Consider the following 25,732-nt stretch of genomic DNA (forward strand, 5'->3'; position numbering starts at 1 on the left):
TTAGAGCGGAATTACCGCTTCTTCGTTGGCTTTTTGCCCCTCGCGGGTGGCCTTGCTGCGGTAAGTGAGGTGGTAGATAAAGCCAGCGTCTTGCAGCTGCTCGGGCGTGAGATAGCGCTGCCCGGCGGGCACGCCGGCTTTGGCGACGGTGCCAAAGAAAAGGGCGCATTCGCGGATGTCTTCGCCCTCTGCGTCGTCGGTGTCAAACTCGGTGCGCAGGTACAGCCATGGCGTTGGGTCTGCGCTGAATTTGTAGTACTTTTTATCGGCGCCTTTGCCAATGACCACGGTGTCCACATCTTGCGCAGTAGCGGGTAGCACATAGCGCGTGGTGGTTACGAGGCGGCGGCCCACTTCGTCGAGCAAAGCAGTGCGATTGCTGGGCACAGCAGGCGGCACCACCCATGCGCTATCACCGCGCCCCCAGGCAAAGTAGGCAGGCAAAGCTGCCAGTGATTTGGCCAGGGCGATGCGGCCAGCATCTTGCAAAACGGCAACGGTCATAGCGTTTGTTCCTCGGTGTATTGGGTGATGATTTGTGACTCTTGCCACTGGTGGCTGTCCCAGCCGCCCGTCCAGCTTCGCGCTGGCAAGGTACGCGGCACTTCCACTGTGTGCGTGATGGTTTGCAGCCAGTCGATAGCGCCGCTGCGTTGCGGCACCGTGGTGCTTTGCGTTGTGCTGTGGTCGTCGAAGGTTTGCAGGCGCACGTAGGCCGGTACAACGTGGCTGGTTGTGATTTCGCTCAGCTGCAGCAGCGGCCGGCGCACCGCGCCATCGAGCCGCCAGGCGTCCAGGCGCATCACATCGGGCCGGCGCACTTCTTGCAGCCAGTGCGTGCCAGCTTGTGCCTGCACGTTGGCATTGCCTGGGCGCTGTGCCTCAACGGTAAAAAATTGGCCCTGGCTGGCAAGCACTACATCGCCGTCGATATCGACGCTTACGCCGCTGTCGCGGCCAATCAAGCCGTTGTCCAAGCCGGGGTATGCGTCCAGACGCAAACGGCGCCGGTCAAAACGGTAGTACACGCGATACAAGCGCACATGCAGCGGAATGCTTGCGCGCACAACGTGAACCACTTTGCGCAGCTGCGCCAGGCTGACCTCGGCGCCAGGGTTGATGTGCAGGCGCGCGCCGTCTTCTTCGATCAGCACCCCGGTGTAGCCCAGCCAGCCCATGGCGCGCTTGACGGCGGCAGCACTGCCGCGCTCGCGCAGCCATGGCAGGCCCGCTTCGATAAGGCCACGCGGGTCGGCAAAGTAGCGGTCGAACTGGCTGATTTGCCACTGCTGTGCAATCCATGGTTGGAGCACATCGGGGTCTGCTGCGGGTTCTACTTGCGCGGCCATGTCGGCCCAGCCGAGCGTGTGCAGCTGCGCCAACTCGCGCTGCAAGCGTGTGGCGTTGGGCGGCAACAGGGCGCGGTTGCTGGCCATGTTTATGCCACCCCCATGTCCACCAGCAGCACGCGGCCGAGCGTGGGGAAGTTGCCCGCGCCAATGGCGGTGAGGTCAGCGGGCGCGGTGCTGTCTTGGTATTCCACACGGGCAACGCCGTCCACATGCAGCAGCGTGGTGATGTAGCTGCGCGCAATAGCTGCGCCCAGGTTGGACATGCCAGCAAAGGCGGCCTGCAGGCGGGTGTTGAGCAGGGCCACCAGATCGGCCGGCGCTTGCCGCTCGCGGTAGATGTTGGCGGTGATGTTGATGGCCTGCGGCTGCGCTACCACTACGTTCAGGTTGACGCCCAGCATGCGGCCGCTGTCGCTGTTGAGTACAGCATTAACAGCCAGGCGCGTGGCGTCTGCCTGGGTCTGGTCTACGCACCACAGCAGCACCAGCACGCTGCCGGGCGTGGGCGATGTGGCTTGCACAGCCCTCACGTTGGCAGACGCGGTGAGCGCCTGGTATTCGTAATACTCGCGCGTGCCTTGGCTGGCCAGCGCAGCAATGCGGTTTTGCAGGCGCAGGCGCAGGCGCGTATCGGGCTCGCCAGGCTGGCGGGTAACGCCAAACAAGGCGGCCAGGTGGTCGAGCCCGCTGCCGGTGGCAAAGGCCAGCAGGTGGTCGCGCGCGGCGTCGTTGACCACGGCGGTAAACGCCATTTTCTCCAGAGCAAGCAGCTCCAGGTCTTGCACCAGCGGGTCGGATTCGAGGGCCAGCACCGCGTCGATAGCGGGCACGTAAGCGCGCATGCTATCGGCCAGGCGGGTTTTGAGTGCGGCCAGGGTGGCTTCGTAATCGAGCGGCAGCACCACATTGGGCGCGGGCAAGGTGGACAGATCAATCATGCCGAAGCCCCCCAGGCAATGGGCACGCGCAGGCGCAGCGGCTGCGAGCGCGCAAAGTCGCTGTTGTAGGTGCCGGTTATCTCAAACTCGGCATAGCCGGGGCGGCGCACATCGCGCAGGCTGCGCACTTGCTGCACGTTGATGCGCGGCTCCCAGCGCATGAGCGCGGCCATGATTGCGGATATGACGCGGGTTTGTGCCAGCAGGTTGTCGGGTTGGTCTACCAGCGCGGGCACCAGGCTGCCGTAGTCGCGCCGCATAACGCGCGTGCCAATGGCGGTGGTCAAGATGTTTTGGATGGATTGGCGCAGGTGGGCAATGCCGTCGATGCGCTCGCCGGTGGTTGCGTTCATCATTGCGGGCCGTCCGTGTTGCTGTCGCCACGGCGCACGCCGCCATGGGTGTGGTGCTGGGCGCTGATGCCGCCAGACAAGATATCGACGTTGGCAGTGATGACGCCACCGGGCCCAACGCTGAGCACCGCGCCGCCCGCTTGCAGGGTGATGCTGCCGGGCGCCAGGGTGATGGCGCATTCGTCGGCAACCTCAAAGCGCACGCTGTTTTGCATGTGCAAAAGGTGCTCGCCCTTGGCGGTTTCTGCAAAGTCTTGCTGGGTGTATTGCAGACGGCAGGTGTCGGCCTCACGGCTGGGCGCTGGCATGCTGTCGCTGTACACGCCCAGCAGCACGCAACCCTGGCCCATGTCGCCACCGCTGGACAGCACCATGCATTGTTCGCCCAGCACGGGCGGCCACCAGTGGCTGCCTTTGTCGGCCGCAGATCGGCCGGCAAACCAGGGGAGCCAATCGGTTTCGTTGTCGCCGGTTTTTACGCGGCAGCGCGCGGCGGCCAGGTCAACAGCAATGACGGCGCCCAGGCGCGCCACGTTGGCAAGCTGGCGGGCTTGCTCCAGCGGGTTTAGCTCGTGGTTGGCGGTGGGGTACATGCGGCCAGTGTGGGCCGCGCGCGCGCGGAAAACCAGCAGCGGGCGCTGTGGCTGCGCTTGGGACATTTTTTGCCGCCGGCGGTGGCAGCGGGTCAGCGGCTCAGGTAGTCCAGCAGGTAGTCGCGCAGCCAGTCGGCATCGTCCGCGCTGATGCCCAGCAGCTCGCGGGCGGGGTAGTCGTACATGGGGCCGCCGGGGTTGACGGCGCCACGCTCGCCGAAGTGGTGCACGCTGGCAATGCGCTTGGCACCGCCAACAAATTCCACCACGGCCGCGTTGCCGCCTTCGCTGCGCGCTTTGATGTGGCGTTGCATGCGCAGTTTGGCAAACATGGGTTGGCGCTGCTGGGCCGCCTGGCGTATGCGCTCGCGCTTGCTGCGCAGCGCTGGGCCGGGCGGTTTGCGCGGCTCCCAGGCGTTGCCGTCCGGGTCGGTCTGCGCGCGCATGCGCTGGGCGTTGGCGGTGCGCAGTTTGCGCGCAATGTCCACGGCCAGGCGCCGGCGGGCGGTGCCGCCCAGCTTGGCCAGCAGGTGGCCGGCCCAATCGTCCAAATCTTTCAGCTCGGCCATGGCTTACAGCAGATCAAAGCGCGCCACTTCTGGCGGCGGGGCAATGTCCCATTCGCACAGCTTTTTGTCGCGCAACCACAGCTCCCAATGCTCGGCCATGGTGGTGGTGCCGATAACAGCCGGCTCTGGTGGGTGCTCGCAGGTGAGCTGCGTAGCGTGGCCTGGCGTTGGTTTGACTATGACGCGCTCGGTGACGGGCACGCGAATGCCTACATCAGCCGCTGCGGTGTTGAGCAGTTCTACGTTGAATTGCAGGCCGCCGGCCTGGCTGGCGGGGTTGGCCAACACCTCGTGCTGGTGCACGCGCAGCCAGGCGAGCAGGGGCACAAAGAGCGCGTCGGTGTGGCCGGTGTAATCGAGCACCGCAATGTCGATGGTGTAGCTGTACTCAAACGACAGGCTGCCCGCACTGGTGCTGACGGCCTTGCCACCACTGGCGGTAACTATGAGGTTTTCGGGGTTGGTGGCCAGCGCGGGCACGGCCTGGGTGATCAGTTTGCGCAGGCTATGGAGCTTCCACATGGCTATTGCTCTTTGGGTGGGCCTGCGTTGATGCGCTCGGCGATAGTTTTGTAGGCTGCTTGGCAGGCATTGGCGCTGATTCGGCACCGGTCAGCTGTTGCTGCATAGACGCCCGCTCGCGCGTCAAGCCGTCCAAACACGTCGGCAAGCACTCCGATGGCAGCGGCGCTTGCATCGCGTTCTGCGGCAGTGCTGGCACCACGGGCCACGCTTTGCCAATGACTGATTTGCTGCTTGAAATCTCGCTTGTCGCGCAGGCGGCTAGCGCGCTCGCCATCAACGGCAGCAGCCAGGCTTTGAAGTTTTTCACCGGCTTTTTCCCCCTGGGTTTTGATTTCTTTGCCCATGGCGTGGCTGACCGCGTCTACCTTGTCGCGGTAAACGGCCAGCGCTTGCATGGCTTTTTCGTTGGCCTGCGCCACGGTGGTCAGCGTGTTGGCGTGTTGCACGCGCAGGCTGTTAATGCGCTGCTGCTGCACCAGGCCCACGATGGCAGCCGACAGCACCACCCCGGCCACGATGGCGGCCATGGACAGATCGATTACGCCGCAGTGCTGGTTCATGGCTGCACCTTCAAGCAATCGGCCTCGCGTTTGAGGCTGCGCGTCCACACGCCGCTGCATACCTTGTTGCCCGGTGTGCTGCAGTCGTAGCCGGCCGAAAATTTGTAGAGCCGATAGCTGTGGCAAGCGGCCAGGTATTGCCCGGCCTGGGTTTGCTTGCGCATGGAGCTATTGGCCCAGCGGCTGCAGCCGTACTGGCCGGCGAAGTCCACAGCAATGGCAAATTCTTCGGGCAACACCAGGGTGTTGCCCAGCGACTGGCGCACACAGCGGGCATAGTTTTGGTCGAGCAGGTTGTAGGCCAGCTCTTGCGCGCGCTGCCGGGTAATGGGCGCATCGGCCATGGTGACGCGGGCGCCGTTTTCGTAATGCGTGGAGCCGTGACCAATGGTGGGCACATCACCCTTGGTGGGGATGATGGGCGCGGAGCTATAGCCCTCGGCCGCGATCCAGGCGGCCAGGATGGCGGCAGTCACGCCCATGGCGGCGGCGGGTTTGCGCTTATCCATGCAGCGCCCCCAGGTCTGTGTCTTCTGGGTTGTCGGCGTCGTAGCGGTTGCGCCAGTCGTGTCCGAACTCGCGCACCATGGCCACTTCGCCGTTCTCGCGCAGCATGCGCATGATCCACGCGGCCCGCGCCATGTCGTGGGCCGCTTTTTCGATGCGCTTTTGCTGCTCTTTTTGCTCAATATCACGGCGCTTGGCCCACATGGAAACCAGCCCGGTTGCCAGCGTGACGACTGCGCCGATGATCAATACCACTGTATCCACCGTGATGTTGGGGAACCATGACGGCACCCAGTTGTTAAGTACGGCCGCTTTCGCCGCGCCGCTTGCCGTGGTAAGGCCGCCAGTCACATAGGTAATGCCGGCAGTGATGCGGCCCACGATGAAGGCGCGGCTTTCGTCCCACAGGGTTTTGATGTTCATGGTTTTCAGTCCCACAGGTTGATGCGCTTGGCCGTGGGCGCGGCAGCTTTGACCAGGCGCACCGGCGTGCCCTGCGGTATGTCCAGCGCCACTTTGGCCAGGCCGGGGTTGGCGGCCAGGGTGGCTTCCACATGGCCGGCAGTGCTGCCCAGGTGGCGGTGCACCAGCGCGTCGAGCACATCGTTTTGATGTGCCCGCACGGTGAGGGTGGAAGGGGTGGCAGCAGTCATAGCAGCTCGGCAATAACGCGCGGTTTGCCCAGCAGATCGGCAATGGCGTGGCGCATGTTGGTGTTAAAGCCGTCCACGCGCAGCTCCAGCTTGGAGCGCACGCGGCCTTCTTTGCCCAGGCCATCGGGCAGTATGTCCATGTCGCGGTAAGCCTCGGCCAGCTCAGACTGCACGCCGGCATAGATGGCGCGGCGGTATTGCTTGGCTTTTAGGCTTTCGCCACCCAGCATGGGCGCGGGCACATCGGCCAGCGTGGCGTGGCCAGCGGCCAGTTGCTCGGCCTGCCATGCGGCCAGCTCAGCGTTGACGGCCCACATGACGGATTCGACGGCATCGCGCAAGCGCTCGGCAGTAACGGTGCCGTCCAGGCGCTTGTCGCGGCGCAGCTGCTCACAGTCCACATCAGGCCAAAAGCCATCGTTGGCCACGGCCGATTCCACGCCCTTGGGTGGCGGGTTGGCGATGGCGACAAAGGGCGAATTCATGGCGGGCTGCTTTCCTTACTCGCCCTTTTCAGCGGCTGTAATGCTGGTGAGCACGTTCTACAGATAGTCGGCATTGGTGGATGCGACAACTTCAACCGAAGTTGCCATAGCCTCGGCTTCAGTACGACAGCCACCGTCGCGGTGCAGTTGCTCCCACTGCGCAAGCGCGGCCTTCAGTTGTTCTTTGGTGATTTCCATTTCTCATTCCTTTGCTGTTGGCGTGGGTGTGGCGGTGGCCCAGGGCATGGGCATTTGCAAGTCAATGCTGCTTGGCCCTGGGGCCGCCACGGCTCGCGGGGTGCGAACGGGATGGCGATTGGCTGCGCTACTTTTTAAGGCGCTGCTCCAATCGCTCAATGTCTTTTTTGACGCCAGCGCGCACAGGGTCTAGCTCCATGGCGCGTTTGAGAAATGGCAGGGCCGCAGAGCACACTTGCAGCGTGCGGCCCTTGGCATCCATGGCTACGTCGGTGCTGTTGGTTTTGCCCAGCAGCGCCCAGCCGGTGGCTTTGCACAGCTTGGCGCGGATTTGGTCGTGAATGTCGGCTTCGGCGGTCAGCTGCAGCGCACACTGGGTAACGGCTACGGCCTCCTGTCCCACCAGGCGACCAGCCATCACGGCGTCGGCAATTTCTTCGGCCACCACGCTGGCCATGTCGCGGCTGTAGTTGTCGGGCGGCGTCATGCCGCTGGCCAGTGCGTATTCGGCCAGGGGCATGGCGCGCTTGTAGTCGCCCGCGTCGATGGCCCACACAAGGATGGTGGTAACCACTTCGTCTTGCGTGCCGGGTTTGTGCTGCAGCACGCCGCCCAGGTAGGCGTCGTATTCGGGCAGCATGGCGCGCTTGGCTTCGGCCTTGCGCTCGGTGCTTTTGATGGCTTTGAGCGCCACGCGGTGGTGGTGCAGTTGGGCACGCTGCAGGTCGTAGGCGTCGCCCACGGTGTGGCCATGCGCATTGGTAGCGCCGGCAGCAGCTGCGGCCATGGCAGCCATGGTGCGCATGTAGTGCGCCTGGGCTGGTGTTTGTCGCATGTTGATGATTCCCCGCTTGGTGTTGGTGAGCACCGGCCCGCTAAAGAGCGGCCTATTTTTTTAGCCGCTGGGTGCAGCGGGCCGGGCGGTGCTACGGCTTAGACGATTTCGATGTTCTCGATCAAGCAAGCCTTTTCCAGGTTCTCGATCACGAATGCATCGTTGGACGATTCAAACGTGGCGATGCGGTCTTTGTGCGGCTGGTCTTGCACCATGCGGCGGCGGGCGCTGGCCTGGTAGTAGATAGACAGGTTGTCCAGGCTGGTAATCAGCACTGCATTGGCCGGGAAGTACGGCACGGTGACGGCTTGCAGGCCGCCCAGGCGGGCCTGGCTGACCACCAGGCTGCCGGCCAACATTTCGGTGGGCGCGGTTTGGCCGTCCACGATGGGGAACAGCTTGTCGTGCATGAGGTCGCGGCCCACGATGGCCACCAAATCGGCGGATTCGGAGAACTGCGGCGCAATGAGGTTGTGGCGGGCGTCGTACACCAGGCCGTCGAGGCTCTTGTAGTCGCCACCGGCACCCACCACCACTTTGCCAGGGGTTGCGCCCTGGTTCATTACGGCAGCGGGGCGGTTTTCGCGCAGGTCTTGCAGCCATCCCTTGTTGACGTCTTGCAGCAGCGGGTTGGCAGTGTTGTCGGTGTTTTTTGCAACATGTGTGCCGTTGAAACCGATCATGATGCGGTCGAGCGCGCATTGCTGAATGATGGCCGCCGACAACAGCTTTTGGAAGTTGGGGAACTTGGCCCACATGTCCAACTTGGCATAACGTACAGCAGTGTCGTAGTTGGTCTGCGCGCAAAGATAGTTCTTATTGGTCAAATCCGACACATCCACAGGCTTGCGCTCGCCATCGCCACTGGTGTCGGTGCGACTGGCGATGGTGCCGTGGATACCCAGGCCCAGGCGCTCGCCCATCATTTCATCGACGGGGGCAATGTTGATTTTCCCCAGGAACGAGCTGGATTCCTGAATGCGTTGCTCTAGGGTCTGCTGCACGCTGGGTGCAATGGCAAATTTGACGGCGGCGTCTGCCACGCTGGACAGCGCTGCTTGCTGTGCCACGTAGGCGGTGAACTTCAGGCGGGTATCGTTGCGCATAGTGCGTCCCTTAAAAAAGCGGTTTTCGGTTGTCGGTGTGAGCGGCTATTGAGCGGCTGGGCCAGTCTTAGCAATCGGCCAGCACAGCGCCTTCGTTGCCGGTGGCAGCGGGGCGCGTGTTGCTGTGGTTTTCGGTGCCTTCCAGCTTGGTTTTGAGCGCGGCAAAGTCGGTTTTCAACGTGGCCAGCTCGGAGGCTTGGGCGTTGTGCTTTTCCAGCAGCGCGGCGTTGTCTGCGCACAGCTTGGTAATGGCTTCGTTGGCGGCGCCCAGCACTTCCATGGTTTTGGTGGCAAAGGTGGTGTCGCCTGCGGCCGGCTCTGGCTTGGTCGCTACCAGGCCCTTGAGGTTGTCGAGCACTTCGCCAAACTTTTGCAGCATGGTGTTGGCAATGCCTTCGGCTTCGCCTTCCAGGCCCAGGTCGGTTTCGATGGCGGCGGTAAACAGCGTGTCTTTGCTGGTCTTGCGGCCGGCCAGCGGATTGGCGGCCGGGTTTTGCGAGGCAAAGGTAAGCATTTCGGTGCCCAGGCTGGCGGGGCTGTCGGTGACAGCCAGGCCCACCATGTAGGCTTGGCCCGACTTGGCAAAGTCGGGGTCAATCTCGATGCTGGTAAAGATTTTTTGCTTGGCCTTGTTCATGGCCACGAGCGCGGGCAGTGCTTCGATCTGCGCGAACAGCTCCATCTTGCCTTCGCTGTTTTGCGCAGCCTTGAGGGCGACTACATCACCCAGGGCGGCAAAGGCGCTGTCGGCCATCATGCCGCGCATGTGTTCCAGCCAGACACGGGCGTGGTACTTGCCGGTGTTGTAGTTGGCGGCGGCTTGCTCGATCCAGCTGCGCTGAATGGTGCGGCCATCGGTGGTTGCGCCTTCGGTGGCAACTCGAAAGAATTTGCTTGGCATGGTGCGGCTCGGTTAAGCGGTTGTTGATCTACCGCCTATGTTCGGCACCCCCACGCATTGCCGCAATGAGCGCGCGCTGTGGCTGCGCTTGGGACATTTTTTGCCGGTCGATTTCCGCGCGCGCGCGGCGCACACTGACGACATGAAAGTAGCGCCGCCCAAGCCCAGCACCACCCAACCCGAAGCCGGCAGCACCAGCCCAGGTGCGCCGGCGCGCGCCATTAAGCGCCTGGCCAAGGCACGCGGCAAGTGCACGCCGCGCGTTACCGATTTAACGCCAGAGCTGACGCCCGAGGCAGCATTTACCGCCGCCGTGCTGCAAGAGATTTCGCCCAATGGCAAGGGCTTGCCGTTTGAGCTGGACGGCCTGCCCGCCGGCGAGTGTAGCGCCGTTACCGATGGCGGCGCAGGTCAACGGCGCCGCGCGCGCGATCTGTACTGGCAGGGCTGGAAGCTGACGCATATTGCCGAGCACCTGGGCGTGCCGCGCGCCACGCTGCACGGCTGGCACAAGGCCGAGCGCTGGGCAGAAGCAAGCCCCACGCAACGCGCCGAGTGCGTGACAGAAACCCGCTATGCGCAGCTGGTGGCCAAGGCCGAAAAGACGGGCAGCGATTACAAAGAGATTGACTTGCTCGGCCGGCAGATGGAGCGCCTTGCCCGCATTGGCCGCTACAACCAGACCGGCCGCGAGAGCGATCTAAACCCCAGGATTGACGCGCGCAACGCCGGGCCAAAAAAGCAGCCGGTTAAAAACTATCTCTCGCCCGAGCAGGTAGAGCAGCTGCGCGATGCGTTCATTGAGAGCTGCTTCAAGTACCAGCTGGCCTGGTTGCAGAACAGCCACCAGCGCACGCGCCATATTTTGAAAAGCCGCCAGATCGGCGCCACTTGGTACTTTGCGCGCGAGGCGTTGATTGATGCGCTGGAGACGGGGCGCAACCAGATTTTCCTGTCTGCCAGCAAGGCGCAGGCGCACATTTTCAAGCAGTACATCCAGGCGTTTGTGTTTGAGGTGTGCCAAGTGGAGTTGAAGGGCGACCCCATTGTTTTTGGCAACGGCGCCACGCTGTACTTTTTGGGCAGCAATGCCCGCACGGCCCAGGGCTACCACGGCAATTTCTACTTTGACGAGTATTTCTGGACTACCGATTTTGAGCGCCTGAACAAGGTGGCCAGCGGCATGGCCATGCACAAGAAGTGGCGCAAAACCTATTTTTCCACGCCGTCGAGCATTCAGCATGCGGCCTACGATTTGTGGAGCGCCAAGAAGTTTTGCCGCAAGTTCAAGACCGAGATTGACATTACCCACGGCAAGCTGGCAGGCGGGTTTACGGGTGAGGACAAGGTATGGCGCCACATCGTCAATATCTTGGATTCGGCGGCCGGCGGCTGCGATTTGTTCGATATTGACGAGCTGCGGCTGGAGTATTCAGACGCCGAGTTTGACAACCTGCTGATGTGCGGGTTTGTGGACGATTCGCACAGCGTTTTCCCGCTGGTGGCCCTGCAGCCGTGCATGGTGGACAGCTGGGAACTGTGGACAGACTTCAAGCCCTTCACCCAGCGGCCTTTTGGCTGGGCGCCGGTGTGGGTGGGTTATGACCCCAGCCATACGGGCGACAGTGCCGGCCTGGTGGTGCTGGCACCGCCTGCAAGCCCCGGCGGCCCGCTGCGCGTGCTGTACACCCAGCAGCTGCGCGGCTTGGATTTTGAGGCGCAGGCCGAGGCGATCAAAAAGGTTTGCGACAGCTACAACGTGCAGCAGCTGACGGTAGATACCACCGGCATTGGCCAGGGCGTGTTCCAGCTGGTGCAGAAGTTTTTTCCGGCCGCGCGCGGCATCAACTACAGCGTGGAGAGCAAAACCATGTTGGTGCTCAAGGCGCAACAGGTCATCAAGGCCCAGCGCCTGCAGTTTGACGCGGGCAACAAAGAGCTGGCCAGCAGCTTTATGGCGATTAAACGCGAGCTGACGCCCAGCGGCCGCAGCGTGACCTATGCCGCCGGCCGCAGCAAAGAGGCTGGCCACAGTGACTTGGCCTGGGCATGCATGAACGCGCTGAGCAACGAGGCGCTGGAAGTGGGCACCGGCTTGGTGACGCCGCAAACGCAATCATTCATTGAGGTTTATTCGTAATGGCAAAACGCAATCGCAACCGCGCCCACGCACGCGGCATTCAACATTCGCGCGTGCCCGATGGCACCCACCAGGCCGTGGACAACGTGCCGCATGGCGAGGGCAACAGCCAGTTGTTCAGCTTTCAGCTGGGCGAGCCCGAGCCGGTGATAGGCGGGCGCGCGGCCATCATGGAGTACGCCGAGTGCGTGGAGAACGGCCCGTACTATGAGCCGCCGGTTAGCCTGGCGGCCCTGGCGCGGCTGTTGCGCGTGGGGGCGCACCACGAATCGGCGTTGCGCTGCAAGGTCAACATTTTGGCCAGCACTTTTGTGCCCACGCCCTGGCTGAGCGCGGCCGCATTCAAGGCCTTTGTGTTTGATTTTTGCGTGCTGGGAAACGCCTATCTGGAGTGGCGCGAAAACCTCCTGGGCGACAAGCTGGTGCTGCGCCACACGCTGGCCAAGTACATGCGCGTGGGCATCGAGCCGTGGCGGCATTTTTTGGTGACCGATATGCAGGCGCCGCACGAATTTAAGCGCGGCTCGATCCTGCACCTGCGCGAGCCCGATTTGCATCAGGAAATTTATGGCGTGCCCGGCTACCTGGGCGCCATGCAGTCGGCCCAGCTCAACGAGAGCGCAACGCTTTTCCGCCGCCGCTACTACAACAACGGCAGCCACGCGGGCTTCATCCTGTACGCCACCGACCCGGCCCAGCGCCAGGAGGATATCGACGCGCTGCGCCAACAGCTCACGCAAACCAAGAACGGCGGCAACTTCCGCAACGTCTTCTACTACGCGCCCAACGGCAAAAAGGACGGGCTGCAGCTGATACCCATCAGCGAGGTGGCGGCCAAGGACGATTTTTTGAGCATCAAAAATGCCAGCCGCGACGATGTGCTGGCCGCCCACCGCGTGCCGCCGCAGGTGATCGGCATGCTGCCCAATGCGGCCGGCGGCTTTGGCGATGTGGAGAAGGCCGCCAAGGTGTTTGCACGCAATGAGATTGTCACCTTGCAGACAGACATAGCCGGCGCCATCAACGAGCAGGCCGGCCGCGAGGTAGTGCGCTTCATCCCCTACAAGCTGGATGAGTCAGACGCCAACGAGTAGCACCACCCCCAGCACCGCACCACAAGCCCGCCAGCGCGCGGGCTTTTTCACGCCCCTGCACCCCCCAGCCCCTGCGCCCCAGCCCCACCAGCGCCCGCCTGGCCAGCCCCACCCCCATCAGCACCACCCCCAGGCCACCCCACCCCCGGCCCGCACCCCCACCCAACCCCGCCGCGCGCGGTCGAGACCCCGCCGCGCCCGCGCTCTTAATAGGTCGCATTCGTCGACACTGTCGGGCCATGCGCTTTCCAGCACTGGCGCGGCCTCGCTGCCGGGTTTTACCCCTGGTTTAACTGTCGGGAATCGTCGGGTTTTTACGGACCTGCGAATACCAGCTTTGCCGCTTTCATGAAAGCCTCACCAAGCCACCAAATCAAGCCCTGGCGCGTCTGTTTTTTGTTGGCCTATACGATGGCCTATAGACAAATAAAAATGCGCTAGAACGCCTTATTTCTTATATCTTTGGCTCCCACCGCTTCCGCCAGATACAAAAAAGCACTCCCGATCTGGAGTGCTTTTTGCTTTCTGGGACCGCGCTCTTCAGAGCCGATTCACGCATCAAACTGCAAACAACGCATGCTGATGGTGCCGCTTTGGAAACCGGCAAAAACCTGCGTCGGCGCGGTACGGCTTTTACCTGCGCCCAAGGCATACAGGAACGGCCAATAGTGGTCTGGTGTTGGCACGGCCATGGCGGCAGATGCGTGCAGCTGCTGGTACTGCACCAACACATCGTCGTTGCGCTCGTGCAGCGCTTGCTTGACCACGTCGTCAAACTGCTGCGCCCAATCGCGGGCCGCCATCAGGCCTTCGGGTGCGCCGCGCACGGTGGCTCGCAGGTTGTGCACGATATTGCCGCTGCCGATGATCAACACGCCTTTCTCGCGTAACGCCGCCAGCTCCTGCCCCACTGCATAGTGGTAGGCGCCTGGCTGGTTGTAGTCGATCGACAGCTGAAACACCGGCACATCGGCCTTGGGAAAAAGGTAGTGCAGCACCGTCCAGGTGCCGTGGTCCAGCCCCCATTGGTCGGTCAGTTGTGCCTTGCCGCTTTTGACCAGTTGCGCAGCTTGCGCCGCCAGCGCCGGGTGGCCGGGCGCCGGGTATTGCATGTCGTTCAGTGCAGCAGGGAAACCCGAAAAATCGTGGATGGTGCGCGGCCGCTCGTTCACCGTCACCCCGGTGCTGCCGCGCGTCAGCCAATGGGCCGACACCACCAAAATCGCCGTCGGCCTGGGCAGCTTCTGCCCCCAGGCCGACAAAGCCTGGGTAAAGCTATTGCTACTGATCGCATTCATCGGGCTGCCATGGCCGATGAACAGCACAGGCATTTTCTGAGCTGGCGCTGGTGCGCTGCGGGCCAAAGCCTCGCTCAACGGCAGCAGGCCTGCCATGGCGGCAGACAGACTTCCTGACAATAAAACCGAACGGCGGGAGTACATAGGAGGGCGGGCAAAAGCAAACAACCCAGCTTCAGAGCCCGTTTGGCTTGGCGAGTTCCGCAAAAAAGAAAGGCTTGCAGTGAAAGCAAGCCTGATAGAGCAACCCTCTGCAAGGATTGAAATGAGAGTGGTAGGGCCTCCCAGAGTCGAACTGGGCACCAATGGATTATGAGCATGGTTACGGCTAATGTTGTTTTTCGCCTCTCGTCGCCCTTTGTAGACAACGGACGTTAACAACCTCAACAGCCCTGCGGGTCGAACGGCCAGTCTCGGTAAACCGTGGCTGGCCTCGATCAACGCTCGGCGTAGCAAGCGTGCGATCTATCTCTGCAAAAGGCACGGGGCTCGTAGCCACCGCGTAGCAAGATTTCCCGCATGCACAAAGACCAACCACCCCCCAGTAACCGCCTTAATTTCACCAAGCGAGTCCTCGACCGGCTGACGCTGCCGTCCGAAGGCGTGGCCTACTTCTACGACACGGACACCAAAGGACTCGCGATCAGCGTCGGCAAGACCGGCCGGAAGAGTTTCTTGCTCTACCGACGCATTCAGGGCAGACCGGAGCGCATCAAGATCGGGCGCTACCCGGATGTGAGCATTGAGCAAGCTCGCAAGACCGTCGCGGCGCTGAATGCAGACATTGCGCAGGACCTCAACCCTGCCGAGTCGATGCGCGACCGACGCAATGAGATGACGCTGGCCGACTTCTTCAAGGTGTACTACGAGCGTCACTCGTCCGTCCGCAAGATCTCCCACAAGGAAGACCTCGATAAGTTCAAGCGCCACATCAACACGAATGACTACGGAGTCAACCTTGCAAAGCTGCGGCTGTCTGACATCACGCGCGCTCAGCTGATCGCCCATCACGCAAAGATGGGCCACATACCGACGACGGCCAATCGCGTGATCGCACTAATCAGCTCGATGTACAGCCGTGCCATCCAGTGGGACTACTTCGACGGCAACCATCCCTGCCGGGGAATGGACAAGTACAGGGAGAAGTCCCGCTCAAGATTCGTACTCCCCGATGAGATGCCCCGCCTCATGCTGGCCATGGAGCATGAAACGAACGAGTTGGTGCGTGACTTCGTGAAACTCGCCCTGTACACGGGAGCACGCCGCAGCAACGTCATGTCGATGCAATGGCCGGATGTTCACCTTGAACGCAAGGAATGGAACATCGAGAGGACGAAGAACGGCGAGCCGCAGACCGTGCTGCTGACCCCCGAGGCCATCGAGGTTCTGGAACGAAGAAAGAAGGCTGCCCAAGGCAGCGATTCTCTTTTCGTGTTCCCTGGTTCTGGCGAATGCGGTCATTTGGTGGAGCCACGAGGGGCTTGGGAGCGCATGCTGGCGCGCGGCACGGCGTTGGGTTTGGTTGAGGCGTTGGCGGAGAAGGCAACGGCCAAGACCTTCGACTACCAACTGGCCCTGGAAGAGGCCATCGACTTCCCGGTCCAGACCATCGACCGCTACACGCCATTGGCGGAGAAGCACGGGCTGCACTTGCAGCACTACGAGATGCGTGACCTAAAAATCCACGACCTGCGCCGCACGCTGGGCTCTTGGCTGGCCAGCAACGGCACCAGCCTGCCCATCATCGGCAGGGTTCTGAACCACAAGACTCCGGAAGCCACCAAGGTCTACGCTCGATTGATCGTCGCCCCGGTTCGCAACGCCATGGAAGAAGCCACGGCGGCCATGCGCAAGATCGGCGAGCAGTAGAACCCCACGGCGCATGGATGATTGAATTTCGCATCACTTGAACAAAAGTAATGAGGATATTAAACTACCCCTCATGAATCAGTCTGACCACATCCTCGAACTGGCCCGGCACCGACGCGTGCTGCGGGCGGCGGATGTGCGCGAGCACGGCTGGTCACCGCAGCTGCTGATCCGGCTACACCAGGCCGGCAAGCTGCAACGGCTGGGCCGTGGCCTGTATGGACTGCCCGATGCTGAAGTCACCGAGCACCAGACGCTGATCGAGGTCTGCCAGCGCGTTCCCAAGGCCGTGCTGTGCCTGCTGAGTGCGCTGCAATTCCATGAGATCGGCACGCAGCTGCCGCACGAAGTGTGGATCGCGCTGCCCGAGGCGACACAAACCCCGGCCCTGAGCTACCCCACGCTGCGCATCACGCGCCTGCGCGGCACCGCCTACAGCGATGGCATCCAGACCATGACCGACCACGGCGCGCCCATCCGCGTGTACAGCGCCGCCAAGACGGTGACCGACTGCTTCAAGTTTCGCAACAAGATCGGCCTGGACGTGGCGCTGGAGGCACTGAAAGATGCCTGGCGCAGCCGCAAGGTCACCATGGCCGAGCTGAGCCACTTCGCCAAGATCAACCGGGTGGAACGTGTCATGCGGCCCTATCTGGAGGCGGTGACGCAATGACCGGCAACCTCTCCACGTCGATCTTGGCAAGGCTGCTGACCCTCGCCAAGCAGCGTGGCGACGACTACAGCCTGCTGCTGAACCGCTTCGGCATGGAGCGCCTGCTGGCTCGCGTCAGCGCCTCACCGCATGCCGACCGGTTTCTGCTGAAGGGCGCCCTGCTCTTTGCGCTGTGGTACGACACCCCGCACCGCCCGACGCGGGACGCTGACTTGCTGGGCTTTGGCCCTGACGACGAGGCGAACCTGATCGCCACCTTCCGCGACATCGCCGTCATGGACCTGGGCGACGGCATCGTGTTCGACCCAGACTCCGTGAAGGCCGACGCCATTCGCGAGGACAACACCTACGGCGGCACCCGCATCACGCTGGTGGCACGCATCGGTTCCGCACGCTGCGCACTTCAGATCGACGTGGGCTTCGGTGATGCCGTCACGCCGGGGCCTCAAACAGTGGCCTACCCCACCTTGCTGGGCGACTTCCCAGCCCCCACGCTGCGGGTCTATCCGGTCTACACCGTAATCGCCGAGAAATACCAGGCCATGGTCATGCTGGGGCAAGCGAACAGCCGCATGAAGGACTTCTTCGACCTGGCGGTGATCGCACGGCGCACGGAACTGGACGGTGCCACACTGGCAGCAGCCATTGCCGCCACCTTTGCCCGACGCCAGACCGCCCTACCCACCGAGCGGCCCTTGGCACTGACCCAGCAGTTCAGCGAAGACGCCGCAAAGCTGCGCCAGTGGCAGGCCTTCCTGAACAAGAACCGCATCGAAGCCGCGAGCCTGGGTGAGACCGTCGCACTGCTGGACGACCTGCTGTGGCCACCGACGCAGGTCGCCACCGCCAGCAGTCAGGCAACGGCCACTTGGCGCCCTGAAGCCCTGCGCTGGGTCTAAGCGCCAAGCCGTTCATGCCCTCTCGGCAAACAGCCCGGCGAAATCGTCATGCCAAAAGGGACTTTCGCGTTTCGGGAAAACATAGGCGGAGCCCCCACTGTCAGTCACACCACCAGCAGCGGGGCGTAGTCCTCCTTTGCTGATAAACCCAACCCCAATGACATGGTCCCGGCCGTGGCTGGCCAGAAATTCACTGACCCGAACGCGAAGGGCCGTTGGAGGCTGATCGCCAGCTCCATCCTGCTGAGCAAGGTCCAACAACGATTCCGCCTCCAGCCCGTCGAGGCCCACCAGGAACATCCCGGCTCTTTGTCCAGACAGCTGCCTGTTGGCCGACCGGGACAGGGTGTCAAACGTGTAGGTCAGCAGCGAGTCGTCCTGCGCGCTCTGAAGCACCAGGACGATAGCCCCTCCGCTCTTTCGACCAACGATCAGAGCCTGCCTGTTTGTCGTCCCGGTAATCGTATCGACTTGGTCTCTTGAGATCACGGGCCGCCCGTCGTCTCCAACATCTCCAAGCAGAAGGGGATCGAATTCGTGAATTCGCAGATTCGCCCCATCCAACTGGCAGTTGCTGACGCCAGACAGCACATGACGAACCAATGATTCCGCCAACTTCCGACGTTCCAAGAAGTTCCCTGGCATGCGCCCATCAAGGGTCAGTACAGCCGCGACACCTACTTTCAGCCCTTTCCCAAGAGCATCCAGCTTGGGCGCCACAAGTGCGCAGAAATCCAAGGCGTCACGCTTGGGAATCTTGCGCCCCTTGTCATCAGAGATAGATTTGCACTCGATTTCAAGCCCTTGTGGTCCGAGAGCCGGGATCAGGAGATCCATCGTGCCTCCCCCGGTCACTTCGGGCCATTGAACTTCGAGACCACGCCGAAGGAAGTGAGTCGCGGCCGTCAGCTCCAGGCGCATGCCGCGCAAGTCATCCGGGTTCTTCAGTGCACCGTGAACACGGCGCACCAGCTGGGCTCGCTGGGGGCCGGCGGAGGATTCAGCAATCGACAGTATCTGAGCGGCAAAGGCCATGCACGGATACAGCGGGCTGATGTCCATCTGGTGCACGGGCAACCGGCCATACTTCTTCGTGAGTTCGGACGCCGCCTGCAGGCCAAAAGCAAACTCATTCTCTTGGAGCAGGTGCTCCCTCAGCAGCTTGTTGCCTCGGATATCGGCCTTGAGAAGGTCAACTCGCTTCTTCCAGTGCTGCGCACCGACCAAGTCACTGAACCGCTCAAAAACTGACGGGATGTCCCCGGTATATAGCTCGACCTGCAAATTCCCCTCCCTTCTTCGCAGGCCTACATTCTGCTGGTACCAGTCAAAGCAGCGACGGAATCTTCCGCTTCTCGACCGGCCGGATGTAGCGGGCCAGCACGGCGTCGCTGCGGTGCCCGGTCTGTTCCCGGATGAGCCAGGTGGGCAGCGATGCCATCGCCGCCGTGGTCACGTAGCCCGCGCGAAGGCTGTGGCCCGAAAACTCCTCCGGTTTACGCCCCATAGCCTTGGCAGCACGCTTCACAATCAAGGCCACTGACTGCGCCGTCAGCGGGTCATCAGACACCACACCGCCTTTGGTCACCGAGCGGAACAGCCAGCCGGTTTCGATGCCGGCCACCGCCAACCACGCCTTGAGGCTCTTGATGGGGCACCGCTCGCCGCTGGCCTGCGGCAGAAACACCGACCGCCCCTTGCCGAACTGATCGGTCTTGGAGAACCGCAGCAGCACTTCCACATGCGTCTCATGGAAGGCCACGTCCTCCACCCGCAAGGCCACCAGCTCAGCGCGACGGAACGCACCGGCGAAACCGACCAGCAGCAAGGCCCTGTCTCGCGCTGCCTTGGTGGGGTGTGACTTCTGCTGATCGAGCACGGCCAGCATCTCAAGCAGCACGTCTCGGGTGATGGGCTTCACCGCACGCTGGCGGGTGCCGTGCTGGCGGCGGATGCCTTTCATGGTCGCCACGACCACGTCGGCCCGCGTCGGTGACTTCAGCCCTTGGTCGCGGTGGGCCTGTGCGATGGACACGCAGCGCCGCTCCAGCGTCGCCACTTTCATGGCCGGGGCCAACTTCGCCAAGTACTCCGCGACCATGGCCGGTGTTGCCGGTATGGCCCCGCCGTGCTGGATGAAATGGCGCACATCGCTGGCATAGGCCCGCTTGGTGGCTTTCGAGCTGGCAGAGGCGACGTAGCCAGCCACGGAGCCAGTCGGCGGCTTCTCTGCCGTTTTGGCTGCGGTGCTGGCGGTGGATTCTTCGCTCGACGCTGGCGATTTGGTGCCAGCCAATGCGTGCGGTTTTTTGGTGGTCATTTTGGTAGTGATAAGTGCGTGCTATCGCTACGAACGCAGCGACAAAAAGCCGTGCGGCGCGAACGCGGCACGGCGGAATGAACTGGCCGCAACTTTGCGCTGCGGCCTGCGGACGGTGCTTTGGGGTTAGTAGCAGCTGGGCAGCAGCACCGTGGTGACCGAGCGGTCCCACTCGGTGATGACCCACACGACCGCCTGGTCGCCTTCCTTGCCGATGTCGAACGAAGAGAAGATGCGCGACTCGCCGGACAAAACAGCCTGCCAGTTGGCATTGCGATCCTCCGCGCACATGGCGTCCCACTCGCACCGCTGGTGACGGCGCAGCAAGTCGAGGACGTTTGCGCCGCGCTTTTCGATCAATCGCAGCGCGGGCGGCGTGGCGACGACATCGCCCAACTCGAAGAGCACGGGCGGGTGGATGGCGATGGGCAGTGGATCGTTAGGCGATGCAGGGCCTGCCTTCGGCGGCATGGCGGATTCTTGAGACATGGGGTTTCCTTCAGATGGGGTTGCGCCAACCTGCCCGCCAGAAACGACAAAGGGCTGAGACAAAACGTCTCAGCCCTTGGAGGTGACCGGCAGCGATCGGCAGATTTGCTAGTGCGGCGCGGCTGACCAGTTGAAGCCAGCCATCGCCGCGTCGTCACAGTAGCGCGGGGCGAAACCGGCCGCAATCTCGGTGTGACTTCGCTTCAGACGAACCAGAAATCACCACACATCCCAGCTGCCGTCATCGGACGTTTTGGCCTCAGGGGTGGGCGCGCTGCCATTCGGGACTGCGTAGCCCGGTGGGACCGCGCCCGGACGAGCCGCCCTCACCAGAATGTCGCCCGAATCGAGCAGACGGATGTAGAGCTGGTCGCCGCATTGCAGACCGGCCCGCTCGGCAATATGGCTCGGCACTCGAACACCGAGCGAGTTACCCCATTTCGACAGCTTGCTTGGCATGGTGTTGCACTCACTTCATTGATACACATTGGCTATTGCAAATTGGCAGCAGGTGCCCTTGCCAACCATGCTTCTTTCTCTGTAGTGCTGTCATGTAAAGGCTCCGGGCGGAATTCCCCGCATCTACCAGGAGCTATCTATGAGCACCGCTCAATACATCGAACGCCGTTTCCGGGCCAACAAGGTCTACATCACCGAAAAGCAGCGGATGGGCCATTACACCCGCTTTGACCTCTGGTGCGGCCTGATCGTCAACGTCTACGACACCGGCCGCGTCGTGGTCCAAGGCCGCATCCGTGCTTTCGACTACTACGACCCCTTGCCTCCGATCCGCAAGATCCTGCCCTTCGACACCGCGTGGCAGTTCTCGCGTGCAAAGAAATAGTGCAGAAACCGTGCGGCGGCCAACAGGCCGTCGCAGTTACAACTCTGCCCATTCGTACACGCAAGCAGTGCTTCCAAATATGGTCGTGAACTGGAATAGCAGACGAGTTTCTATGGTTTCGCAGCACGGCACGGAATGTTCTGTTTCTAAGTCACCGGAGCCTGCTGAAAAGATCGAGTACGTGTACCTCTGCAAAGACCAAACGTCTAGAACGCGCATCTTGCTGGCTGATGCGCGCTCGCGCAGTAAAGCCCCCTTTGTGTCTATGTCATTCGCATTTTCAGATGCTGATTTTGAATTTGGTCAACGACAGCCTGATATAGGTCTTTGAAATTTCCATATAAATGATTAGCATCCGAGTCAAGCAACAAATCCTTTGCCCTCTGTTTTGCTCGCTCAGGATCTGTTAAGCCAAAGAGCTGAATTGTCTTCAATCCTTTTGGGGAGTTGTTGACCGGGCTGATAAGAATACTTAGCCCATCGGCGGCGTAATTAATGTGATCCGTCGGCTCGTCCAGATACGGGTGCACTATCGAAAATTCGGTAAGTCTGTATGTCGCCCCTTCTGTGACAACTGGGTCGAAGGTGGCCTTTGAATCTGTGTTGCAAGCGAAACATGCGAGTACCAAATTCTCTGGCCAGAACATCCACTTTCTATATTTTTCCTTTGGGGCGATGTGATCGCGGTGTGGCCTTTTTTCAAATAGACGCCCGCCGCAGTAGGCACATCGTTTGGACTGCTCGACCAGTAAGAGCGCCGTTACATCCTTTTTAAATTCCTTTGTTAACTTCGTGCCGCCACTCCACGGGTCTTTCGCTTTCGTGGTTTCCGCGTATTTAAATAAAGCCTTTGCAGTTCGCCAGCCGTAGGCGGGTACGACCAACTTTTTCATTGAAGTGATTCCAAATACTTTTCGATTTCGGCAACAACAAGCCCAAGTGGTTCAGTCTCCTGATAGTCAAGCTTTAATATTTTTTCAAGGAAGGCTTGAATTAGTTTCTTATCTTCCCCACCCTCCTGAATATGCTTCAAGACAACTGCAAGGTCTCTGTTGAGGTGAAAGCTCGAAGCTGATGGGATGCCGAGTACTTGGTAAAGAACGGATTCAGAGCCCCATCCTTCAAATGCTGCATCGATTGTTTTGAACTTCGAATGCCAGCCATTTTTTTCTGCAAGGACAATACTTGCGCTTCCATTTGGAAGACTGGCAATCAAATGAGGGGAGTGCGTGGCAATCAATACATGACTTCCGGGCGCATGCGAAAGGGATTTGAGAACTAGCTCAGTGTATTGCTGTTGCCAGGCTACGTTTAGGCTTACCTCAGGCTCATCGATAACAACGAGGCATCCTGGTCGAGAATATGCAATGAGCTTGGCACCTACGGAAAGTAGATTTTGCTCTCCAGAGCTTAGTTGGCCAAATGGTATCCATGGCGCCCCCTCAATACACAAGGACGGCCATGCGGAAAATCCTGCACGACTTGCTGTTGAAAAATTCTTAATGAGTGAGCTGAGGGTCTTTCCATCCTTACTGCTCAATGTCGCGAGTCGCAAGAATGCTTCAGGCCTTGACTTACCAATACTATTTGGAAGACTATATTCCGTTAGATGTTGTGACAAGAACTCAAACAGAGAAGATATTTCCGCTGTCGCTTCCACAATGAAAGCTTCATTTGTGGATGCACTTCTGGCTGACCCTAGTCTCCGCTTCATTCGTTCAAGGACATATTCTTCCTTATCTTTTCTGTTAAGAAATTTTTCGATTTCTGATTTGGTGATGCGTGGGAAAAGAAATGCCAATTCTCGTCCGCCACCAAAAACCAGATGCAACCAGTCCTGGAAGGCATTAAGTCTCTCAGTATCCGATGCCATGTGTAGAACGGCTTCACCAACAGATCTTTCCACGGAGCCTGTTGTCGTTAGGTTCGTCGCCTGCCGGACTCCAAGGTATCTATAAAATGGTTCCTCTAATTGCGTATCGCGATTTGTGTCGCGAGGAAAATGGAATTTATCCATTACCAAGTTCGATAGCGCCAGCACTCGTGTAGGTAAGCCAACATCCCCAATGAGATCTTGCTTTCCTTCTTGCAATAACTTGTCAGAGCCATTGATGAGCGTTGATAGCCCAGTGCAGGTAAGGCCAAATGCGCTCTGATGAGAGTACCGGCGACTATATTTGTCCTGATCCTGGTCCTGGTCTTGCATTGCCTCGATTGAGCACAGCTTTTCAATAAGAACAGCTAGCAATCTACTTTTGCTTGTGCCATTGGCGCCGGCAACTATGGAAATGTGTGTTCTTTTTAGATTGGCTTGTGGACCAAGAAAAGTGACGGGAATTTGAGCTTGATCGCCAAAATCCAGAGTCAGTGCTTGCAAAAGAAATGAACTGGTCTTCATATTGTGGTGCCGTCCATGTCCAGGGCTCGGGTCATTAAATGTCGCATCCCGGATGATTGCATAGACCCCAGGAGATACCCGTTGCTGGCAGCACGCGAGGCGATGCGCCAGTTGGTGGATGATCTGCTGGGTCGTTCAATCCTCGCCCCGGGAGTCCTCTGATGATGATCGCGCTGCACAAGAACGCTCGAACGACGCCAGCGATTCGAGCCGAGATTGCGTCCAGCACTGACAGCGTGGTCGCTCTGGCGCAGCGCTATGGCATCTCTGAAGAGACGGCTCGCAAGTGGAAGAGGCGTACCAGCGTGCACGACGCCTCCCACACCCCGCATCGGCTGCAGACCACCCTCACGCCCGCGCAAGAACGTGTGGTGGTTGAACTGCGTCGCACCCTGCTGCTGCCCTTGGATGACCTGCTGGCGGTCACCCGCGAATTCATCTGCCCCAAAGCCACCCGCTCGGGCCTGGATCGCTGTTTGCGCCGCCATGGTGTGGGCAACCTGGGCGAACTCAAACCCTCGCAGCCTGCGCCTGTGAGCAAGACGTTCAAGGCCTATGAACCAGGCTACCTGCACGTGGACCTGAAGTACCTGCCGCAGATGCAGGGCGAGAGCAGCCGGCGCTACCTGTTCGTGGCTATCGACCGGGCCACCCGCTGGGTGTTCGTGCAGATCAAGAAGAACAAGACGGCGGCCAGCGCCAAGGCGTTTCTCAATGCCGTGCACAAGGCATCTCCGATGGGCATTCAGAAGGTGCTCACCGACAACGGCAAGGAGTTCACTGATCGGCTCTTTGCCTCGCGGGCCAGGCAGCCCACTGGGGCGCACGAGTTCGATCAACTGTGCGCCAGCCTGGGCATTGAGCACCGGCTGACCAAGCCCAGAACGCCTCGCACCAATGGCATGGTCGAGCGCTTCAACGGCCGCATTGCCGATGTGCTGCGAAGCCACCGCTTCTACAGTGGAGAGGATTTGGAGCAGACGCTGTTGAGATACGTGGCCTTGTACAACCACCAATTGCCCCAGTCAGCCCTGAAGTCCAGAACGCCCATTCAGGCCATGAAGGACTGGTACGCTCAACGCCCTGATTTGTTCGTCAAGCGTCCCTATGATCATCCGGGATGCGACAATTAAACCTTCAACATCTTTGAACTTCCCATACACTGCCGGATTTTCACCCACAGCCAGCGCCTTAAAGTGCGCCGTGCCGCATTTGATCTTGCCGCCTTCGCGGTCGCGCAGGTCTTCGTCGAACAGGCTGCTCTTGGTTTCCACCACGAAGTACAGGCGCTCGTGTCCATCGCGCTCGATCAACACAGCCCAGTCGGGGTTATAGCTACCCAAGGGCGTCGGCACCTTGAACCAGCTCGGGAGCTTGGCGTAGACCTTGACCGCGTTGTTCTTCTCCAGCTGGTCGGCAAACTCCCACTCCACCGCTGAATCGATGGCCACGTGCTCGTAGACCGACTTTTCGGCGTTCATCCGCGCGTTGTGCTCGTTCAGGTAGCCCATCAGCACGTTCTTGGGGTCTTCAAACAGTTCTTGTGCCCAATAGGAGTCGTCACCCAGCCGCTGGTACTTGATGCCGTCCACCAGGGCGAGACGTTTGCAGCGGTTGATGGAGTCGGCCGCCAGCTCGATGAACTGCTGGGGGTTGCGCTTGAATTCGTTCAGGCGCGTGCTTTCGGTCAGGATGCGTGCAATCGTCTTGCGCGTGAGCTGGGTACGGTCCTGCAGCTCCGTGAGCAGGTCGGGCAACTCGATGTCGTTCTCGTTCAGCGTGACGGTGTCTGCACCGGCCTTCTCGATGGCGCCCACGCCAGACTTGGCAATCTCAATGCCGGCCTTGCGCCATTGCAGTCGGGTCTTGGCGACCGGTGGCATGTCGTTCAAGGCTTCGATGCACTTCTCGATCAGTTTCTCGTTGTCGAAGTGCACGCGATACGTGGTCTTGTGCTTGATGCGGTCCCACAAGGCTTTGAATTCGGGGCTCACCAGCACCGACTTGCGCACCGCGATCTGCTTGCGCTCATCGGCGTTCTTCACTTCCAGCTTTCGGCGTTGTTGCATAAATCGTTGCTCTTCCAGCGGTAGGCTTGCTGCATGAGTCAGCCCCGCAAACCCCGCTATAGAA

General features: G+C 60.8%; 32 protein-coding genes. 8 read left to right on the forward strand and 24 right to left on the reverse strand.

The window, feature by feature from the left end; translation table 11 throughout:
• Genes ACFIQF_RS11640 through ACFIQF_RS24635 form a run of 8 tightly spaced genes read right to left on the reverse strand, consistent with a single transcriptional unit; the run spans position 1 to position 4,604 of the window.
• Entirely contained in the window at positions 1–504 is a 504-nt protein-coding gene (locus ACFIQF_RS11640) for a hypothetical protein (RefSeq protein WP_393942961.1), read from the reverse strand.
• On the reverse strand, positions 501–1,436 hold the full coding sequence (locus ACFIQF_RS11645; RefSeq protein ID WP_393942963.1) for a phage tail protein: 936 nt from the start codon (positions 1,434–1,436) through the stop codon (positions 501–503). The genes ACFIQF_RS11640 and ACFIQF_RS11645 overlap by 4 nt, the downstream gene beginning before the upstream one ends.
• A 2-nt stretch (positions 1,437–1,438) precedes the next feature.
• Positions 1,439–2,290, reverse strand: a complete 852-nt coding sequence (locus ACFIQF_RS11650; RefSeq protein WP_393942965.1) for a baseplate J/gp47 family protein — start codon at positions 2,288–2,290, stop codon at positions 1,439–1,441.
• A complete protein-coding gene (locus tag ACFIQF_RS11655; protein ID WP_393942966.1) occupies positions 2,287–2,646 on the reverse strand; it encodes a GPW/gp25 family protein in 360 nt (119 codons plus the stop codon). The genes ACFIQF_RS11650 and ACFIQF_RS11655 overlap by 4 nt, the downstream gene beginning before the upstream one ends.
• The gene (locus tag ACFIQF_RS11660; RefSeq protein ID WP_393942967.1) at positions 2,643–3,302 is read right to left on the reverse strand and encodes a phage baseplate assembly protein V; all 660 of its coding nucleotides are present in this window, start codon (positions 3,300–3,302) and stop codon (positions 2,643–2,645) included. The genes ACFIQF_RS11655 and ACFIQF_RS11660 overlap by 4 nt, the downstream gene beginning before the upstream one ends.
• A 26-nt stretch (positions 3,303–3,328) precedes the next feature.
• Positions 3,329–3,805: a phage virion morphogenesis protein gene (locus ACFIQF_RS11665; protein ID WP_393942969.1), complete on the reverse strand. Its 477-nt coding sequence runs from the start codon at positions 3,803–3,805 to the stop codon at positions 3,329–3,331.
• A gap of 3 nt (positions 3,806–3,808) precedes the next feature.
• The gene (locus ACFIQF_RS11670; protein ID WP_393942971.1) at positions 3,809–4,327 is read right to left on the reverse strand and encodes a phage tail protein; all 519 of its coding nucleotides are present in this window, start codon (positions 4,325–4,327) and stop codon (positions 3,809–3,811) included.
• Positions 4,311–4,604: a hypothetical protein gene (locus ACFIQF_RS24635; protein WP_489672289.1), complete on the reverse strand. Its 294-nt coding sequence runs from the start codon at positions 4,602–4,604 to the stop codon at positions 4,311–4,313. Before ACFIQF_RS24635 ends, ACFIQF_RS11670 begins: the two co-directional genes overlap by 17 nt.
• Positions 4,605–4,623: 19 nt before the next feature.
• Here ACFIQF_RS24635 and ACFIQF_RS24640 point away from each other — a divergent pair, with 19 nt between their 5' ends.
• A complete protein-coding gene (locus ACFIQF_RS24640) occupies positions 4,624–4,980 on the forward strand; it encodes a hypothetical protein (protein WP_489672287.1) in 357 nt (118 codons plus the stop codon).
• Here ACFIQF_RS24640 and ACFIQF_RS11680 read toward each other — a convergent pair.
• The 8 genes from ACFIQF_RS11680 to ACFIQF_RS11715 form a co-directional block, all read right to left on the reverse strand.
• Complete coding sequence (locus tag ACFIQF_RS11680; protein WP_393942974.1) at positions 4,887–5,399, reverse strand: glycoside hydrolase family protein; 513 nt, start codon at positions 5,397–5,399, stop codon at positions 4,887–4,889. The genes ACFIQF_RS24640 and ACFIQF_RS11680 overlap by 94 nt on opposite strands.
• On the reverse strand, positions 5,392–5,820 hold the full coding sequence (locus tag ACFIQF_RS11685) for a hypothetical protein (RefSeq protein ID WP_393942976.1): 429 nt from the start codon (positions 5,818–5,820) through the stop codon (positions 5,392–5,394). Before ACFIQF_RS11685 ends, ACFIQF_RS11680 begins: the two co-directional genes overlap by 8 nt.
• A gap of 5 nt (positions 5,821–5,825) precedes the next feature.
• Entirely contained in the window at positions 5,826–6,050 is a 225-nt protein-coding gene (locus tag ACFIQF_RS11690; protein WP_393942977.1) for a tail protein X, read from the reverse strand.
• Positions 6,047–6,535: a head completion/stabilization protein gene (locus ACFIQF_RS11695; RefSeq protein ID WP_393942978.1), complete on the reverse strand. Its 489-nt coding sequence runs from the start codon at positions 6,533–6,535 to the stop codon at positions 6,047–6,049. Before ACFIQF_RS11695 ends, ACFIQF_RS11690 begins: the two co-directional genes overlap by 4 nt.
• A 57-nt stretch (positions 6,536–6,592) precedes the next feature.
• Positions 6,593–6,733: a hypothetical protein gene (locus ACFIQF_RS11700; protein WP_393942979.1), complete on the reverse strand. Its 141-nt coding sequence runs from the start codon at positions 6,731–6,733 to the stop codon at positions 6,593–6,595.
• A 127-nt stretch (positions 6,734–6,860) separates the two neighbouring features.
• On the reverse strand, positions 6,861–7,568 hold the full coding sequence (gpM, locus tag ACFIQF_RS11705; RefSeq protein WP_393942980.1) for a phage terminase small subunit: 708 nt from the start codon (positions 7,566–7,568) through the stop codon (positions 6,861–6,863).
• A 98-nt stretch (positions 7,569–7,666) separates the two neighbouring features.
• Positions 7,667–8,674, reverse strand: coding sequence for a phage major capsid protein, P2 family (locus ACFIQF_RS11710; RefSeq protein ID WP_393942982.1), 1,008 nt, complete (start codon positions 8,672–8,674; stop codon positions 7,667–7,669).
• 67 nt (positions 8,675–8,741) lie between these two features.
• On the reverse strand, positions 8,742–9,575 hold the full coding sequence (locus tag ACFIQF_RS11715) for a GPO family capsid scaffolding protein (RefSeq protein ID WP_393942984.1): 834 nt from the start codon (positions 9,573–9,575) through the stop codon (positions 8,742–8,744).
• Positions 9,576–9,612: 37 nt separating this feature from the next.
• Here ACFIQF_RS11715 and ACFIQF_RS11720 point away from each other — a divergent pair, with 37 nt between their 5' ends.
• Entirely contained in the window at positions 9,613–11,715 is a 2,103-nt protein-coding gene (locus ACFIQF_RS11720) for a terminase large subunit domain-containing protein (RefSeq protein ID WP_393942986.1), read from the forward strand.
• Positions 11,715–12,809, forward strand: coding sequence for a phage portal protein (locus ACFIQF_RS11725; RefSeq protein WP_393942988.1), 1,095 nt, complete (start codon positions 11,715–11,717; stop codon positions 12,807–12,809). Before ACFIQF_RS11720 ends, ACFIQF_RS11725 begins: the two co-directional genes overlap by 1 nt.
• A gap of 551 nt (positions 12,810–13,360) precedes the next feature.
• Here the strand turns inward: ACFIQF_RS11725 and ygiD are convergent.
• Entirely contained in the window at positions 13,361–14,203 is an 843-nt protein-coding gene (gene ygiD, locus ACFIQF_RS11730) for a 4,5-DOPA-extradiol-dioxygenase (RefSeq protein ID WP_393942990.1), read from the reverse strand.
• Between the two features lie 423 nt (positions 14,204–14,626).
• Between ygiD and ACFIQF_RS11735 the strand changes: the two genes are divergently transcribed.
• The 3 genes from ACFIQF_RS11735 to ACFIQF_RS11745 all read left to right on the forward strand — a co-directional run bounded on the left by ACFIQF_RS11735 (position 14,627) and on the right by ACFIQF_RS11745 (position 17,548).
• Positions 14,627–15,976, forward strand: a complete 1,350-nt coding sequence (locus tag ACFIQF_RS11735) for a tyrosine-type recombinase/integrase (RefSeq protein ID WP_393942992.1) — start codon at positions 14,627–14,629, stop codon at positions 15,974–15,976.
• A gap of 73 nt (positions 15,977–16,049) precedes the next feature.
• On the forward strand, positions 16,050–16,649 hold the full coding sequence (locus ACFIQF_RS11740) for a type IV toxin-antitoxin system AbiEi family antitoxin domain-containing protein (protein ID WP_393942993.1): 600 nt from the start codon (positions 16,050–16,052) through the stop codon (positions 16,647–16,649).
• Positions 16,646–17,548: a nucleotidyl transferase AbiEii/AbiGii toxin family protein gene (locus ACFIQF_RS11745; RefSeq protein ID WP_393942995.1), complete on the forward strand. Its 903-nt coding sequence runs from the start codon at positions 16,646–16,648 to the stop codon at positions 17,546–17,548. Before ACFIQF_RS11740 ends, ACFIQF_RS11745 begins: the two co-directional genes overlap by 4 nt.
• A gap of 12 nt (positions 17,549–17,560) precedes the next feature.
• Here the strand turns inward: ACFIQF_RS11745 and ACFIQF_RS11750 are convergent, their stop codons facing one another.
• The 4 genes from ACFIQF_RS11750 to ACFIQF_RS11765 all read right to left on the reverse strand — a co-directional run bounded on the left by ACFIQF_RS11750 (position 17,561) and on the right by ACFIQF_RS11765 (position 20,816).
• Entirely contained in the window at positions 17,561–18,832 is a 1,272-nt protein-coding gene (locus ACFIQF_RS11750; RefSeq protein ID WP_393942997.1) for a hypothetical protein, read from the reverse strand.
• A gap of 43 nt (positions 18,833–18,875) precedes the next feature.
• Positions 18,876–19,868 carry a site-specific integrase gene (locus ACFIQF_RS11755; RefSeq protein WP_393942999.1) on the reverse strand — a complete coding sequence of 331 codons (993 nt, stop codon included), beginning with the start codon at positions 19,866–19,868 and terminating at the stop codon, positions 18,876–18,878.
• Positions 19,869–19,994: 126 nt separating this feature from the next.
• Entirely contained in the window at positions 19,995–20,357 is a 363-nt protein-coding gene (locus tag ACFIQF_RS11760) for a hypothetical protein (protein WP_393943001.1), read from the reverse strand.
• Positions 20,358–20,576: 219 nt separating this feature from the next.
• A complete protein-coding gene (locus ACFIQF_RS11765; RefSeq protein WP_393943003.1) occupies positions 20,577–20,816 on the reverse strand; it encodes an AbrB/MazE/SpoVT family DNA-binding domain-containing protein in 240 nt (79 codons plus the stop codon).
• A gap of 139 nt (positions 20,817–20,955) precedes the next feature.
• Between ACFIQF_RS11765 and ACFIQF_RS11770 the strand changes: the two genes are divergently transcribed.
• Complete coding sequence (locus tag ACFIQF_RS11770; RefSeq protein ID WP_393943005.1) at positions 20,956–21,201, forward strand: hypothetical protein; 246 nt, start codon at positions 20,956–20,958, stop codon at positions 21,199–21,201.
• Positions 21,202–21,464: 263 nt separating this feature from the next.
• Here ACFIQF_RS11770 and ACFIQF_RS11775 read toward each other — a convergent pair whose 3' ends face one another.
• Positions 21,465–22,094, reverse strand: coding sequence for an HNH endonuclease (locus ACFIQF_RS11775; RefSeq protein ID WP_393943007.1), 630 nt, complete (start codon positions 22,092–22,094; stop codon positions 21,465–21,467).
• The gene (locus tag ACFIQF_RS11780) at positions 22,091–23,599 is read right to left on the reverse strand and encodes an AAA family ATPase (RefSeq protein ID WP_393943009.1); all 1,509 of its coding nucleotides are present in this window, start codon (positions 23,597–23,599) and stop codon (positions 22,091–22,093) included. The genes ACFIQF_RS11775 and ACFIQF_RS11780 overlap by 4 nt, the downstream gene beginning before the upstream one ends.
• A gap of 161 nt (positions 23,600–23,760) precedes the next feature.
• Here ACFIQF_RS11780 and ACFIQF_RS11785 point away from each other — a divergent pair, with 161 nt between their 5' ends.
• Positions 23,761–24,732, forward strand: a complete 972-nt coding sequence (locus ACFIQF_RS11785) for an IS481 family transposase (protein ID WP_393943011.1) — start codon at positions 23,761–23,763, stop codon at positions 24,730–24,732.
• On the opposite strand, the gene ACFIQF_RS11790 is transcribed toward ACFIQF_RS11785, so the two are convergent.
• Positions 24,625–25,732 (reverse strand): restriction endonuclease (locus ACFIQF_RS11790; protein WP_489672288.1); only part of this gene is annotated, 1,108 nt, incomplete at its 5' end. The genes ACFIQF_RS11785 and ACFIQF_RS11790 overlap by 108 nt on opposite strands.

This window comes from Comamonas trifloxystrobinivorans (assembly GCF_043359985.1).
Lineage (GTDB): Bacteria > Pseudomonadota > Gammaproteobacteria > Burkholderiales > Burkholderiaceae_C > Comamonas > Comamonas trifloxystrobinivorans.